Source organism: Nonomuraea phyllanthi, assembly GCF_006334985.2.
Classification (GTDB): Bacteria; Actinomycetota; Actinomycetes; order Streptosporangiales; family Streptosporangiaceae; genus Nonomuraea; species Nonomuraea phyllanthi.
This window is the reverse complement of sequence record NZ_VDLX02000009.1, coordinates 312,263-325,768: the sequence shown is the minus strand read 5'-3', so window position 1 is coordinate 325,768 and position 13,506 is coordinate 312,263. Positions and strand designations below refer to the sequence as shown.

Genomic DNA, 13,506 nt, shown 5'->3' with positions numbered 1-13,506 from the left:
GGTCACAGGATCGGGGTCCACTCCTTCAGGAGCACGATCTCGTAGCCGTTCACCGCCGTGTAGGGGTCGTCCCGGAGGATGTCGCGCACCTCGGCCTCGTCCGCCGCCTCGTACACGTGCATCGCGCCCGTGTCGTCCCCCCAAGGGCCGGCGGTCACCAGCCGCCCCTGCTCCTTGAGCCGCCGCAGGTGCTCCCGGTGCGCGGGCCGGGCCGCGAGCCGGGCGGGGTCGCCGTCGAAGGTCATGTGCAGCACGTATCTCGCCATGCCGGCACGCTACGGGCCGGTCCGCCGGGTGCTCAGCATCGGCGGTCACCAGGGTGGTGTATCACCGGATACATGACGTACACACTGGCCGACCTGCCGATGCTCGGCGGGCTGGACGACGGGCGGCTGCGCGGACTGGAGGCGGCGGCCCGGCGGCGCCGCTACCCGGCCGGGCAGGTGCTGTGCACCGAGGGCGATCCGGCGGAGCACCTGATCGTGCTGCTGGACGGCCGGGTCAAGGCCGGGCGGGCGAGCCCGGAGGGCCGGGAGGTGCTGCTCGCCGTGGAGGCCGCGCCGGTGGCGTTCGACAAGACGGCCCTCCTCGTGGACGGGCCGCACCGGGCCACCCTGACGGCGCTGACGCCGGTGGAGGTGGCGTACCTGCCGCGCTCGACCGTGCTCGGCCTCGTCGCCGCAGAGCCGACCGTCGCGGCGCGGCTCCTGCGCACGCTGGCCGCGACCGTGCGCGACCTCGACGACCGGCTCACGGACGCGGCGGTGCGCGACGTGCCCTCGCGCGTGGCCACCTGGCTGGTACGGCGCTGCGCGGGCGGCCGGGTGCCGCTCCACGCGGGGCAGGCGGGCCTGGGCGCCGAGATCGGGGCCAGCCGGGTGAGCGTCAACCGGGCGCTGCGGGGGTTCGAGCGCCGGGGGATGATCGAGATCGGGACCGGCGAGGTGATCGTGCTCGACCCGCACGCTCTCTCCCACCTGGCCGCCCTCCCCCCACCTCCGTGACCTCCCTCCCTGACCGCCACCCTCCGACCTCGGCCACCCTCGGACCTCACCTCCCTGACCTCCACCGTCCGACCTCACCTCCACCTTCGGACCTCACCTCCCCGACCTCCACCGTCCGACCTCACCTCCACCTTCGGACCTCACCTCCCCGACCTCCGCCCTCCGGCCTCGCGTCCGCCATCGCGGGCTGGGCGTCCTCGTGCTCATCCCGTACTCAACCCGTGCCGCCAGGCAGGCCAGGCACCCGAAGTTTTCCCTCCTCCGGCACGCAGTTCCATGGCGGGCAGGCGAGGCGTGCCACCGCGCGGGATCGGGGGCGTGCCGGGGCTCGTACTCTGGACAGGTGACTGCACTTGTCCTGGACGGCGGCCTGTCCACCCACCTCGAGCGGCTCGGCGCCGACCTCGGCGACGAGCTCTGGTCGGCGCGGCTGCTGCTGGAGCAGCCCGAGCTCATCAGGCGCGTGCACGCCGACTACTTCGCGGCGGGGGCCGACGTCGCCACGACTGCCAGCTACCAGGCCACGATCCCGGGCTTCGTCCGCCGCGGGCTCGACGTGGCGGAGGCCGAGCGGCTGATCAGGCTGTCGGTGGAGCTGGCCGGGCAGGCGCGCGACGAGGCCGGCGGCGGGCTGGTGGCGGCCTCGGTCGGCCCGTACGGCGCCTACCTGGCCAACGGCGCCGAATACACCGGCGACTACGACCTCGACGAGGACGGCCTGTTCGCCTGGCACCTGCCGCGCTGGGAGATCCTCGCCGCGGCCGGGGCCGACCTGCTGGCGTGCGAGACGATCCCGTCGTACCCGGAGGCGCGGGCGCTGGCCAGGCTGCTGGCCCGCACGCCCGGGGTGAAGGCGTGGGTGAGCTTCTCCTGCCGCGACGGGGAGCGGCTCAACGACGGCACGCCGATCCGGGAGGCGGCCGCGCTGTTCGGCGGCAACCCGCAGGTGGTGGCCGTGGGCGCCAACTGCACCGCGCCGCGCCACATCCCGGGGCTGATCTCGTGCCTGTCCGGCGGGCTGCCGGTGGTGGTCTACCCCAACTCGGGCGAGACGTGGGATGCCGGGCACCGGCGCTGGCTGGGGCTGGCCGACCCGGTGGAGTTCGGCCAGGCGGCCAAGGAGTGGCAGGAGGCGGGCGCGTCGCTGATCGGCGGCTGCTGCCGTACGACGCCCGAGCACATCACCCAGATCCGCGCCCATCTCTCCTGAGCCCACATCCCACGCACGGCCCGGCTGCGCCTCTGCCGAGCGCGTCCCGGGAGGAGCGGGCCTCGCACATCAACGAGCCACGCACGCCAGCGGGCCTCGTGGCGATGCGGCGAGGCCCGTTGAGGGCTCGGCTCCTATGCCGCGACCGGGGCGGTGCGGCGCCGGGACAGGATGGTGTCGAGGGCCAGCGCTCCCCCGCCGGTGAAGCCGACGGCCAGGCTCGCCGCCGCCAGCGCCAGGACGAACTCGTAGCCGCCCTCCCCGGCGCCGAAGCCGGCCGAGCCGTGCACGAACACGATGGCGCCCACCATGTCGGCGGCCAGCAACGTGCCCGCGATCGGCAGCGCGGCGCCGAGGATCAGCGCCAGCCCGCCCGCCACCTCCAGCGCCGCCACCACCGGCGCGGCGACGGACGCCAGCGGGATCCCGGCGGACTCGAAGAACGCGGTCGTGCCCGCGATGCCCATGGTCGCGAACTTCTGGTAGCCGTGCACGAGGAAGATCACGCCGAGGGCGATCCTCGCGAGCAGCAGGGCGACGGGGCGCGCCTGGTCGATCATGCGGTCTCTCCTGGATGGTCGTTCAGATTTGAACGACAACCCTAACACTTGATGTTCAAATCTGAACGACACGTAGAATGGGCCGATGACGGACCCCCGATGGCTGGACGCGACGGAGATGGCGGCGTGGCGCGCCTTCCTCTCGGCCTCCCACCTGCTCGAGCGGCGTATCGAGGAGCAGCTCAAGGCCGCGGCGGGGCTCACCCATCCGCAGTACGAGATCCTGGTGCGACTCGCCGAGGCGCCAGGGCGCCGCATGCGCATGACCGAGCTGGCCCGGGGGGTCGTGGTGTCGAAGAGCGCGCTGACGTATCAGATCACCCAGCTGGAGAAGGCCGGGCTGGTGGAACGCACCACGTATCCCGGCGACGAGCGCGGGGTGCTCGCGGTGCTCACCGAGGCGGGCCTGAGCTGCCTGGAACGGGTGGCGCCCGGCCACCTGGAGGTGGTGCGCGCCTTCCTGATCGACCGGCTCAGCCGCACCGAGCTCCGGGCCATGACCACGGCCATGCAGAAGGCCGAGGCGGTCTTACGCGCCCCCGCGGACCCAACGACCCGGACGAACCCAGCGACCTCGACGAACCCGGCGAAACCGACGACCCAGGTGGCCCCGACGTAAGCCACTCAGGCCCTGACGGCCCCCGGCGTCAGCCACTCAGGCCGTGACGGCCTCCCGACATAAGCCGTTCAGGGCCTGACGGCCCTTCGGCACAAGCTGCTCAGGCCCTGACGGCGCTCGGCATGAGCCGCCCAGGCACGCCACCGGCGTGAGGTGGCGGGGCGCTGGCGAGCGCTGATCTGCCCCTGGAGAGCCGGGCGCTGAGCGGGTCAGCGCTTGGCGGCGGCGGCGCGGGCCGCGCGTTCCATCTCGACCCGGGCGCTGGCGGCGTACTTGTCGACGTATTCCTGCCCCGACAGCTCCATCAGCGCGTACATGATCTCGTCGGTCACGGCGCGCAGCACCAGCCGGTCGTCCTCCATCCCGTAGTAGCGGGAGAAGTCGAGCGGCTTGCCGAACCGGACGCCGGGCCGGATGCCGAACTTGGGCACCGGCCGCCCCGGCGGCATCATCTCGTACGTGTTGACCATGGCCCACGGGATGACCGGCGCGCGCGACTCCAGGGCGAGCCGGGCCACGCCGGTCTTGCCCTTGTAGAGGCGGCCGTCGGGCGAGCGGGTGCCCTCGGGGTAGATGCCCAGGATGTTGCCCTCGCGCAGGATGCGCAGGCCGGTGCGGAGCGCCGCCTCGCTGGCCTTGCCGCCCGAGCGGTCGATCGGCACCGTGCCGACGCCGCTGAAGAACAGGCGGGTGAAGAAGCCCTTGATGCCGCGCCCGGTGAAGTAGTCGGCCTTGCCGAGCGAGATCACCTTGCGGCGGATCTGCAGCGGGCCGAAGAAGTGGTCGGCGAACGACAGGTGGTTGCCGGCCAGGATCGCGGGGCCCTCCTTGGGCACGTTTTCCGCGCCCTCCGTCCACGGCCGGAAGACGGCGAGGAGGAACGGACCCAAGATGGCCTTGACCACCCAGTAGAACACCCCGGCACCTCTTCTCCAGCATGTCGCGTGTGAGCAGAGTCATCTTCCCATCCCGCGGGACGTGCTCCTACCCAGCTCTCGCACAAACACCCAAGAACGTGCGACGATCGGGCAGTTCCGGGATGAATTTCCGTCAAGGAGCTGTTATGCCGCTCATGCCAGGCGCGGAGCCGTACCACCACGACGCGGGAGAGATCGGCGTGCTGCTCTGCCACGGCTTCACCAGCACCCCGCAGTCGCTGCGGCCGTGGGGTGAGTTCCTGGCCGGGCACGGGCTCAGCGTCTCGCTGCCCCGCCAGCCGGGGCACGGCACCACGTGGCAGGAGATGAACAGGACGCGCTGGGAGGACTGGTACGCCGAGGTGGAGAAGGCGTTCGCCAACCTTCAGGGGCGCTGCCGGGATGTCTTCGTGGCGGGGCTGTCACTGGGCGGCTGCCTGGCGCTGCGCCTGGCCGAGGTGCACGGCGCGGCGATCAGCGGTGTCCTGGTGGTCAACCCGTCGATCGTGAGCGACGTGCCGCTGCTCAGGCTCGCTCCGCTGCTCAAGTGGTTCGTGCCGTCCGTGCCCGGGGTCGGCAACGACATCAAGAAACCCGGCGCCGGCGAACTGGCATACGCGCGCACCCCGGTGAAGGCGGCCGCCTCACTACCGGCGCTGTGGTCGATGGTGCGCGCCGACCTGGCGAAACTGACGCAGCCGCTGCTGGTCTTCCACAGCGCCGAGGACCACGTGGTCAAGCCGGCGAGTGTGGCGATCATCCGCGAGAAGGTCCCGCAGGCCACGATCGAGGAGCTTACCGATAGCTACCATGTTGCGACGCTTGACAACGATGCCGACAGGATCTTTGCCGGGAGCCTCGACTTCATCCGGACACATGCCTCGGTACCCTTGCAGAGGGACTGATCGCACCCAGGGGGAAGTCGCGATCGCTGCGGAGAGGTCCATCTAGGTGACGCCCCAGAGTGAGGACGAGGTCTGGCGGCAGATCGTCGCGTCCTTCAACGACACCGCCGAGCGCGACTCGGCCGACCAGCCCTGGCCGGACAGCGAGAACGTCCCCGCCGAGCCCACCCGCCGGGTCGTGAAGCCCTCGGAGGAGTTCGAGCCCGAGGACGCCCTGGACGAGACGAACCTGGACGAGGGTGACGACGAGGAGGAAGAGGGGCACTTCGAGCCGCCCCCGCCGCCGCCCCTGCCCAAGCTCGACCTGCCGACCAAGCTGGCGTGGGTCGCGCTGTTCGGCGGGCCCGCCTACCTCCTGGTGGCCGCGATGGCGAACTGGCACATGGAGGGGTGGGCGTTGTTCACGGCGGTCGCGGCGTTCATCGGCGGGTTCGTGGCGCTGGTGGTGCGCATGGGCGACGGCCCGCCCAACGACTCCGGCTGGGACGACGGCGCCCGCCTCTGACCCCGCCAAGGACGACCCCACCAAGGGACGGCTCCGCCCGGCCGCCCACGCCCCGGGCGAGCGTTACGACTTCGAGGTGACGGTCTTGGGCGCGAACGACTCCACCACGTCGGTGTAGCGGTCACGGGTGTCCACCGCGTGCCCGACCGCCCACACCGTGCCCTTGCCAGGAAGGTAGGCCAGCGCCTGGAGCCGCACGCTGCTCCTGCCCTCCGGCGCCTCGCCCCGGATGGTCTCGCAGTGGCCCTTCTCGCAGCGCGTCATGAACGGCTCGGTGGGCTGCGACGGGTCGTAGCCGGTCATCCAGTAGCGGCCCTTGCCGTCGCCGGTCACGCCGTAGAGCCGCACGTCAGAGACCGAGACAGGCAGCCGCTGCTCGCGCCAGTGCTTGCCGTTCCAGGTGAGCATGAGGGGTGAGATGTCGTCGGGCCCCTGGTAGACGCCGCCGACGGCCACCGCCCGCTTGGCGCTGTCGACCTGGATGTCGCGCAGGTAGCCGCCGGGGATGTAGGGCACCGGCATGGTCTTCCACGACCCGCCCGAGTAGTGGACGATCAGCGGCTCGGTGCCGGTGTCGCCGACGGCGAACCCGTCGGCGACCGCGTAGAGGGCGCCCTGCTCCTTGGTCTGGTGCACCGTCCAGGAGTTGCCCTGGCCGGTGAGGATGAGCCCCTGCTTCTCGCGGCTGCCGACCGCCACGACCCGCCCTGATCCGGCGTCGACGCCGCCGAGCCAGTCGCCCGCCCGCAGGGCCGGCGGCCTGACCCGGTCGAAGCCGTTGACGTCGCCGCGGGCGAGGTACGGCAGCCCGTCGTGCCCGTCGCCGACCGCCCACACCTCGGAGGCGGAGGCGGCGGCCAGGCCGCGCAGGTTTCCCGAGGAGGCGTCGTCGCGGACGGGCACCTCGGACCAGCCTTCGCCGTTCCAGTGGCGGATGGTGCCGCGGTTCTTCCACACGTCCCAGATCTCCTGCTGCCCGACCGCCCACACGTCGCCGGCGGAGACGGCGAGCACGTCGGAGAGCGAGCCGTCGGCCTGGAGGCGCACGCTGGTCGACTGCTGCCACGCCTCGATCGTGGTGGGCCGGCGGGGATCGGCATGCGCGGCGGGCGCGGCCTGGATCAAGGCCACGGACGTCGCCAAGAACAACGAGAGCGCACGCCGCTGAGAGCGACGGGTCATGAACAAATGCTACGGGGTGGGCAGCCGGTCTTGCCCGTCAGTGCCCAATTCGCAGCTCCGCGACGACCGGCAGATGGTCGCTCGCCCCGGCGAGATCGGCGCTCGAGGCGTCCACTCCCCCGCACGACACGACATGCGCCTCGCGCGCGGCGAACACGCCGTCGATGCGCACGGCGGGGCGGGCGGAGGTGAACGTCAGCCCTTCGTCCGCGGGCCGCTCAGGCGCGATCTCCGCGCCGTCTCCCCGGCGTTCGCGCTCTCCTCGGCGCTCCCCCTGGGGTGCGCGGTCCCCCTGCCGTTCGCGGGCCGCGACGGCGTGGCAGTCGGCCAGGCGCCCGGCGAGGAGCCGCCAGGCGGGCTGGTGCGCCTGCTCGTTGATGTCGCCCCCGAGCACGATCGTGGCCCCGAACCGCCCGGCCGCGCGTTCCATCAGCGCCACGGCCTCGGCGGCGTGGTGCACCCTGGCGGAGTCGTGCAGGTCGAGGTGGAGGGAGCCGACCGCCAGGCGGGCGCCGGCGACGTCCACCACGGCGAGCGCGAGCCCGCGCCGCTCCAGGCCGAGGAAGAGGCGGAGCGCGTGGCTCTCGGCGTGCAGCACGCGCACGCGCGGCCCGGTGAACACCGCCACGCCGCCGACCCGGCCGGGGGTCGCCACCCGCAGCCCGGCGGCGGCGGCCAGCGCGCCCCGCCGGGACCTCCTGAGCCTGGGCGCCTCCTGCACGCAGAGCACGTCGGCGCGCATGGCGGCGATCACCCTGGTCAGCGCGGGCACGCTGTCGCGCATGCCGTGCAGGTTGTAGGTGCCGACCCGGATCGTCAGCGCCGCCTGGCCAGGTCCGCCGCGCCCACCACCCCCGCGGAGGCGCCGAGCTCGGCCAGCCTGATCTCGGCGTTCGGCCGGTGGCCGTGGCCGGTCAGCGCCTTGGCGAACACCTCGCGGGCCCGGTCGATGAACAGGTCGGCGGCGCGCGAGACGCCGCCGCCCACGATGAAGCAGCCGGGGTCGAGGACGGCGGCCAGGTCGGCCATGCCCTGGCCGAGCCAGTCGGCGAGGCTGGCGAACGCCTCCAGCGAGGCCTCGTCGCCGAGGCGCGCGGCCTCGGTCACCTCCTCGCCCTCGATCTTGCCGCCGGCCAGCCCGATCAGGGTCTTCGCCCGCTCCGGGTGGGCCTCGGCGATCTCCCTGGCGTCCTTGACGAGCGCCTGGCCGCTGGCGTACTGCTCCCAGCAGCCGATGTTGCCGCAGCCGCACAGCCGCCCGCCGGGCTGCACCTGCATGTGGCCCAGCTCGGCGCCCATGCCCCAGCGGCCGCGGTAGAGGGCGCCGTCGAAGACGAGGCCGCCGCCGATGCCGGTGCCGAGCGTGATGCAGACCACGTGGGACTGCCCCCGCCCGGCGCCGAACCTGGTCTCGCCCCAGGCCATGGCGTTGGCGTCGTTCTCGATCACCACCGGCAGGCCGACGAGGCCGCTGATCTTCTTCTGCAGCGGCTCGTCGCGCCAGGCGAGGTTGGGGGCGAAGCGGATCATCGAGCGGCTCTCGTCGACGAATCCCGCCGCGCCGACCCCCACCGCCTCGATCTCCCTGCCCGCGCTCAGCTCGCGAACGACGTCGGCCACCGTCTCGGCCACCACGTCGGGGCGGTCGGCGGCGGTGGGCCTGAGCGTGTGTTCGACGATCTCGCCGTGGTCGTCGACCACACCGGCGGCCATCTTGGTCCCGCCGATGTCGACACCGATCGTGAGCATTTTGACCCTTTTCTCCCTATCCCAGGTCGATGTGTTCGACGTTGTCGCCATGTTCGCCGCGGCTCGTACGATCGCGATCATCGCGCGGCCCGCGGGGTGCGGGCTTGCTCAACGCGTCGAACGCGCCGCGGACCGCCGCGAACAGCTCGCCGCCCGCGGCCATCAGGTGCCCCGTCACGTCGGCGCCCGACTCGCGCTGCGCCGCGATGGCCCGGCACCAGGGGCACGCGCGGCAGATGTACTCGTCGTGGGGGTCGGACACGGCCTCCTCCCACACGTCCCGCTCCTTGCGGCCACCGCCCGTGAACGAGTTGAACACGCTCTTGCCGACCCGGCGGGTGGCCCGCCCCTGGATCGACTCGAACAGCTTGCGTGCCTCGTCGGCGACGGTGCCGATCGGATCTCTGTCGTTGCCGGTGTTGCTCTCGGTCATCTGGCCCTCCCTGCGTCCGGGGTCGCTCATCCACCTCAACTCCTCAGGCGCCGGATTCGCTCCCCGGGCTGAAAACTACCCGCAGGACGCCGTCGCGGAGCGCGGCTCCGGTGATCTTCCGGCGGGCCAGCGCCGCCGGCAGTGCGAGGATCCGGCGGTACGGGCCCGCCGTGACGATCAGCTCGTCGCCCTTGCGGGCCAGGTCGACGTCGGCCCGGCCGGCGCCCGGCAGGGCCAGCACCAGCTCGTCCGCGCTCAGCCGCAGCGGCGGCTCGACGTCGTGGGCGGCGAAGGGGTCGGACTCGCCGTACATCGCCTCGCCGACCGAGGCCAGCACCTCCTTGCCGACGGGCTCGGCGGGCAGGTAGGGGACGACGTGGATGGGCAGCGGCGCGAACGACTGCTCCGCCTCGGCCAGCAGCCTGGACTGCGCCGCCGCCCACTGGGCGCGCCACTCGTCGGCGCCGCCGGAGGGGAAGACCCGGTTGGCGATGACGGCGTCGACGCGGTAGCCGTACAGGCTGAGCGAGGTGAGGGTGCGCCTGGCCTCGGCGAGCACCACGGACTCCGGCGTGAGCACGAGCCGCACGGAGGCGTGGTCGCCGGTCAGCAGTTCGCGCACCTCCATCAGGCCGCGGTGCAGGCGCTCGCCGGCGCTCATGACCTCCTCGCCGGGCGTGCTGACGTGGGCCACGCTGCGCACGAACGGCGAGACCAGCCGCACGATCCTGCGGCCGACCGGCAGCAGCCTGCCGACGTGCCAGTCGAGCGCCTCGGGCAGGGCGAGCAGCCGCAGCGTCTCGGCGGTGGGCGCGCAGTCGACGACGATCACGTCCCAGCGGCCCTCGCGGGCGTGCTCGCGCAGCTCCAGCAGGGCGATGATCTCCTCGGCCCCGGGCAGGACGGTGATCTCCTCGGAGGTGATCTCGTCGAGGCCCAGCTCGCCCAGCACGCCCCTGGCGTACTGCTGCAGGTCGCCCCAGTGGCGCTCCAGCGACTTCTGCGTGTCGACCTGGTGCAGGTGCAGGCCCGGGGCGACCTCGCCCGGCTCGACGTCGAGCGCGTCGGCCAGCGAGTGGGCGGTGTCGGTCGAGACGATCAGCGTCTTGAGCCCGCGCCTGGCCGCGAGCGTGGCGGTGGCGGCGGCCGCCGTGGTCTTGCCGACGCCGCCCTTCCCCGTGAAGAGCAGGACCCGGGGGCTCAACGCGAGCGGCCTTCGACGCGCTTCTTGAGCCCCTTGAGCGCGGTGTCCACGATCACCTTCTCCGCCTTGCGCTTGACCAGGCCGATCATGGGCACGCTGAGATCGACCGTGAGCTCGTACGTCACATGGGTCCCGCTGCCCGCGTCGGCGAGCCGGTAACTCCCGCGCAGGTCGGAGACCATCCTGCCGGGCTCGACCACCTGCCAGCTCACGCCGTCGTCGCCGTGCCAGGTGTAGCCGAGGGTGTAGGTGTCGCTGATCACCCCGGCGTCGAGGACGAACCGCACCCGCTCCGGCCTGCCCTCGGGGTCGCCGTCGAGGACCTCGGCGCTCTTGACCTGCCCGGCCCACTCCGGATAGGAGGGGAAGTCCGCGATGACCGCCATGACCTCGGGCCGGCCCGCGCTGATGGTGGTGCTCGAAGACGTGCGATCAGCCATGCGACCACCGTAATGCAAACCCCGCCGCACGCGGCGGACCGCCCTCCGCCGATCACCATTCGAGCACGTACGGGACGCCTCTCCCCCGGAAGTGGCCCACGTTCACGCACTCGGTGCGGCCGATGCGGGTGCGCGCGTAGAGCGGGTTGTGGACGTGGCCGAAGAGCGCGTAGCGCGGCTGGGTGCGCTCGATCGCCTCCAGCGTCGCCTCGCTGCCGCGCTCGAACCGCCTGGCGACGACGTCGTAGAGCAGCTCGGGCACGGCCGGTGGGATGTGGCAGCACAGCACGTCGACCTCGCCGACCGCCGCGACCTTGGCCGCGTACTCCTCGTCGTCGATCTCGTACGGCGTGCGGTAGCGCGTCTTCAGCCCGCCGCCCACGAACCCGAAGCGCAACCCGCCGATCTCCGCCACCTCGCCGTCGAGCACCCGCAGGCCGGGCCTGAGGTAATCGGACCACAGGCGCGGCAGGTCCACGTTGCCGTACGTCAGGTAGGCCGGGGTGGGCATGGCGGCGAAGAGCGTCTCGTACTGGGAGCGCACGCGGCGCTCGATGTGCTCGCGCGGGTCGCCGTCGAGCGTGGCCCACAGGCGCGCCGACATGGCCCTGGCCTCGTCGAAGCGCTTGGCCGTGCGCAGTGCGATGAGCTCGGCGGCCCGCTCGGCCCCGAACAGGTCGGGGAAGATGCCCTGGGCGTGGTCGTCGTAGTCGACGAACAGGATCAGGTCGCCCAGGCAGATGAGCGCGTCCGCGCCGTCACCCGCCCTGGCCAGCGCGTCGGCTCTGCCGTGGACGTCACTGACGACATGGACCTTCATGAGCGAATCATACGGAGTGCGGCTGCTAGCGTGAGTGACACTACCCGTCCGTAACTTGACGCGGTAACGTCCGGGCGGTCCCCTGAAGAGGAGTTGATCCGTGCGCGAGTACAGCGTTCCCGTCCTGGTCGATGTGCCTGCCTCCGCCGGCCTGGCCGACACCGTCTTCCGGCGCGCCGAGCAGGAGCCCGGCACCGTCGTGATGCGCCGCCAGGCCGGCGACGGCTGGCCGGTGGTCACCGCGTCCGAGTTTCGCGACCAGGTGGTCGAGGTGGCCAGGGGGCTGATCGCGGCGGGCGTCGGGCACGGCGACCGGGTGGCCCTGATGTCGCGCACGCGCTACGAGTGGACGCTCGTCGACTACGCCATCTGGTCGGTCGGTGCGGTCACCGTGCCGATCTACGAGACGTCGTCGGCCGAGCAGGTCGGGTGGATCCTGTCCGACAGCGCGGTCAGGGCGGCGTTCGTCGAGCTGGACGTGCACGAGGAGACCGTCAGGGAGGCCGCGCCCGAGCTGGAGGCGGTCTGGCGGCTCGACGGCTCCCTCGACCCGGGCGACGTCTCCGCCTCCGACGTCGACGACCGCCGGGCTCAGGTGGGCTCCTCCGACCTGGCCACGATCGTCTACACCTCCGGCACCACCGGGCGGCCCAAGGGCTGCCGCGTCACCCACGACAATTTGCTTTTCACCGCGCTCAACGTGCTGCGCGGCCCGCTGGAGCCGCTGTTCACCATCAAGGAGCCGTCGGCGCTGCTGTTCCTGCCGCTGGCGCACATCCTCGCGCGGATCATCCAGGTCGCGCTGGTCGAGGCGGGCGCGATCATCGCGCACACGCCGAACATGAAGAACGTCGCCCCCGACCTGCAGGCTGTCAGGCCCACGTTCCTGCTGGGCGTGCCGCGCGTGTTCGAGAAGGTCTACAACTCCGCCGAGCAGAAGGCCATCACGGGCGGCAAGGGCAAGATCTTCGCCCAGGCCGTGGACACCGCCGTGGCCTGGAGCCGCGCCTCCGGCGGCGCGCCGCTCGGGCTGCGGCTGCGGCACAAGGTGTTCGACCTGCTGGTGTACGGCAAGATCCGCGCGGCCACGGGCGGCCGCCTCTCTGCCGCGGTCTCCGGCGGCGGCGCGCTCGGCGAGCGGCTCGGGCACTTCTTCAGGGGCGCGGGCATCGAGGTCTTCGAGGGCTACGGCCTGACCGAGACGACGGGGCCGACCACGGTCAACATGCCGTACGCCAACAAGATCGGCACCGTCGGCAAGCCGCTGCCCGGCGTGAGCGTGCGCATCGCCGAGGACGGCGAGATCCTGGCCAAGGGCCGCAACGTCTTCCCCGGCTACTGGAAGAACGACGAGGCCACCGCCGAGGTGCTCGACGCCGACGGCTGGTTCCGCACGGGCGACCTCGGCGAGCTGGACGCCGACGGCTATCTGCGGATCACGGGCCGCATGAAGGAGATCCTCGTGACCGCGGCGGGCAAGAACGTCGCGCCGGGGCCGCTGGAGGACGCGCTGCGCGCCCACCCGCTGATCTCGCAGGCCATGGTCGTCGGCGACGGGCGGCCCTTCGTCGCCGCCCTGATCACCCTCGATCCGGAGGCCCTGCCCGCCGCGGCGGCCGAGGCCCGCACGGACCCCGCGGTGCTGGCGCAGGTCCAGGAGGCGGTGGACCGGGCGAACCAGCACGTGTCGAAGGCCGAGCAGATCAAGAAGTTCGCGATCCTGGACGGGGACATCACGGAGGACAGCGGGCACCTGACGCCCACGCTGAAGGTGAAGCGCAACGTGGTGATGCGGGACTTCGCGAAGGAGATCGACGCGCTCTACGACTCCAAATAGCGCGTCGCGCGCACGGTCATGGCCCGCCGGATCGCCATGATTCGTCATGCAATGTCCGTTGACAGTGGGAGATCTTGGGCTTTCGCTGAAAGAAGGTGTGCGAACTCGGGGGAATGTGCAA

At 72.2% G+C, this 13,506-nt stretch carries 16 protein-coding genes; 6 read left to right on the top strand and 10 right to left on the bottom strand.

Annotated elements, in window-relative coordinates; genetic code table 11:
* Positions 1–2 precede the first annotated feature (2 nt).
* Entirely contained in the window at positions 3–266 is a 264-nt protein-coding gene (locus tag FH608_RS25345; RefSeq protein ID WP_139633077.1) for a YciI family protein, read from the bottom strand.
* A 72-nt stretch (positions 267–338) separates the two neighbouring features.
* On the opposite strand from FH608_RS25345, the gene FH608_RS25340 reads away from it, so the two are divergent.
* Together FH608_RS25340 and mmuM are read left to right on the top strand one after the other, a co-directional pair.
* On the top strand, positions 339–1,004 hold the full coding sequence (locus FH608_RS25340) for a Crp/Fnr family transcriptional regulator (protein ID WP_139633076.1): 666 nt from the start codon (positions 339–341) through the stop codon (positions 1,002–1,004).
* 343 nt (positions 1,005–1,347) lie between these two features.
* Positions 1,348–2,214: a homocysteine S-methyltransferase gene (gene mmuM, locus FH608_RS25335; RefSeq protein WP_139633075.1), complete on the top strand. Its 867-nt coding sequence runs from the start codon at positions 1,348–1,350 to the stop codon at positions 2,212–2,214.
* Between the two features lie 134 nt (positions 2,215–2,348).
* Here mmuM and FH608_RS25330 read toward each other — a convergent pair whose 3' ends face one another.
* Entirely contained in the window at positions 2,349–2,774 is a 426-nt protein-coding gene (locus FH608_RS25330) for a DoxX family protein (RefSeq protein ID WP_139633074.1), read from the bottom strand.
* Positions 2,775–2,859: 85 nt separating this feature from the next.
* Between FH608_RS25330 and FH608_RS25325 the strand changes: the two genes are divergently transcribed.
* Complete coding sequence (locus tag FH608_RS25325; protein ID WP_139633073.1) at positions 2,860–3,393, top strand: MarR family winged helix-turn-helix transcriptional regulator; 534 nt, start codon at positions 2,860–2,862, stop codon at positions 3,391–3,393.
* Between the two features lie 209 nt (positions 3,394–3,602).
* On the opposite strand, the gene FH608_RS25320 is transcribed toward FH608_RS25325, so the two are convergent.
* The gene (locus FH608_RS25320) at positions 3,603–4,310 is read right to left on the bottom strand and encodes a lysophospholipid acyltransferase family protein (RefSeq protein WP_139633072.1); all 708 of its coding nucleotides are present in this window, start codon (positions 4,308–4,310) and stop codon (positions 3,603–3,605) included.
* 146 nt (positions 4,311–4,456) lie between these two features.
* Between FH608_RS25320 and FH608_RS25315 the strand changes: the two genes are divergently transcribed.
* Complete coding sequence (locus FH608_RS25315) at positions 4,457–5,215, top strand: alpha/beta hydrolase (RefSeq protein ID WP_139633071.1); 759 nt, start codon at positions 4,457–4,459, stop codon at positions 5,213–5,215.
* Between the two features lie 46 nt (positions 5,216–5,261).
* Positions 5,262–5,720 carry a hypothetical protein gene (locus FH608_RS25310; RefSeq protein ID WP_139633070.1) on the top strand — a complete coding sequence of 153 codons (459 nt, stop codon included), beginning with the start codon at positions 5,262–5,264 and terminating at the stop codon, positions 5,718–5,720.
* A 63-nt stretch (positions 5,721–5,783) separates the two neighbouring features.
* On the opposite strand, the gene FH608_RS25305 is transcribed toward FH608_RS25310, so the two are convergent.
* Genes FH608_RS25305 through FH608_RS25275 form a run of 7 tightly spaced genes read right to left on the bottom strand, consistent with a single transcriptional unit; the run spans position 5,784 to position 11,548 of the window.
* Entirely contained in the window at positions 5,784–6,902 is a 1,119-nt protein-coding gene (locus FH608_RS25305; RefSeq protein ID WP_226899871.1) for a hypothetical protein, read from the bottom strand.
* A 37-nt stretch (positions 6,903–6,939) separates the two neighbouring features.
* The gene (locus FH608_RS25300; protein WP_226899870.1) at positions 6,940–7,686 is read right to left on the bottom strand and encodes an endonuclease/exonuclease/phosphatase family protein; all 747 of its coding nucleotides are present in this window, start codon (positions 7,684–7,686) and stop codon (positions 6,940–6,942) included.
* A gap of 32 nt (positions 7,687–7,718) precedes the next feature.
* Positions 7,719–8,651, bottom strand: coding sequence for an ROK family glucokinase (locus FH608_RS25295; RefSeq protein WP_139633069.1), 933 nt, complete (start codon positions 8,649–8,651; stop codon positions 7,719–7,721).
* A gap of 16 nt (positions 8,652–8,667) precedes the next feature.
* The gene (locus FH608_RS25290; protein WP_139633068.1) at positions 8,668–9,114 is read right to left on the bottom strand and encodes a DUF5304 family protein; all 447 of its coding nucleotides are present in this window, start codon (positions 9,112–9,114) and stop codon (positions 8,668–8,670) included.
* A 13-nt stretch (positions 9,115–9,127) separates the two neighbouring features.
* Positions 9,128–10,288 (bottom strand): ArsA family ATPase, encoded by a 1,161-nt coding sequence (locus tag FH608_RS25285; RefSeq protein WP_139633067.1) that lies wholly within the window; start codon positions 10,286–10,288, stop codon positions 9,128–9,130.
* Positions 10,285–10,728 (bottom strand): SRPBCC family protein, encoded by a 444-nt coding sequence (locus tag FH608_RS25280; protein WP_139633066.1) that lies wholly within the window; start codon positions 10,726–10,728, stop codon positions 10,285–10,287. Before FH608_RS25280 ends, FH608_RS25285 begins: the two co-directional genes overlap by 4 nt.
* 52 nt (positions 10,729–10,780) lie before the next feature.
* Positions 10,781–11,548: a metallophosphoesterase family protein gene (locus tag FH608_RS25275; RefSeq protein ID WP_139633065.1), complete on the bottom strand. Its 768-nt coding sequence runs from the start codon at positions 11,546–11,548 to the stop codon at positions 10,781–10,783.
* Between the two features lie 100 nt (positions 11,549–11,648).
* Here FH608_RS25275 and FH608_RS25270 point away from each other — a divergent pair, with 100 nt between their 5' ends.
* Positions 11,649–13,385 carry an AMP-dependent synthetase/ligase gene (locus tag FH608_RS25270; RefSeq protein ID WP_139633064.1) on the top strand — a complete coding sequence of 579 codons (1,737 nt, stop codon included), beginning with the start codon at positions 11,649–11,651 and terminating at the stop codon, positions 13,383–13,385.
* Positions 13,386–13,506 lie beyond the last annotated feature (121 nt).

Bases quoted from the DNA above. Each gene is read 5' to 3' on its own strand.
- FH608_RS25345 (WP_139633077.1), bottom strand. From the start codon at position 266: ATGGCGAGATACGTGCTGCACATGACCTTCGACGGCGACCCCGCCCGG.
- FH608_RS25340 (WP_139633076.1), top strand. From the start codon at position 339: ATGACGTACACACTGGCCGACCTGCCGATGCTCGGCGGGCTGGACGAC.
- FH608_RS25330 (WP_139633074.1), bottom strand. From the start codon at position 2,774: ATGATCGACCAGGCGCGCCCCGTCGCCCTGCTGCTCGCGAGGATCGCC.
- FH608_RS25325 (WP_139633073.1), top strand. From the start codon at position 2,860: ATGACGGACCCCCGATGGCTGGACGCGACGGAGATGGCGGCGTGGCGC.
- FH608_RS25315 (WP_139633071.1), top strand. From the start codon at position 4,457: ATGCCGCTCATGCCAGGCGCGGAGCCGTACCACCACGACGCGGGAGAG.
- FH608_RS25305 (WP_226899871.1), bottom strand. From the start codon at position 6,902: ATGACCCGTCGCTCTCAGCGGCGTGCGCTCTCGTTGTTCTTGGCGACG.
- FH608_RS25300 (WP_226899870.1), bottom strand. From the start codon at position 7,686: ATGCGCGACAGCGTGCCCGCGCTGACCAGGGTGATCGCCGCCATGCGC.
- FH608_RS25295 (WP_139633069.1), bottom strand. From the start codon at position 8,651: ATGCTCACGATCGGTGTCGACATCGGCGGGACCAAGATGGCCGCCGGT.
- FH608_RS25290 (WP_139633068.1), bottom strand. From the start codon at position 9,114: ATGAGCGACCCCGGACGCAGGGAGGGCCAGATGACCGAGAGCAACACC.
- FH608_RS25280 (WP_139633066.1), bottom strand. From the start codon at position 10,728: ATGGCTGATCGCACGTCTTCGAGCACCACCATCAGCGCGGGCCGGCCC.
- FH608_RS25275 (WP_139633065.1), bottom strand. From the start codon at position 11,548: ATGAAGGTCCATGTCGTCAGTGACGTCCACGGCAGAGCCGACGCGCTG.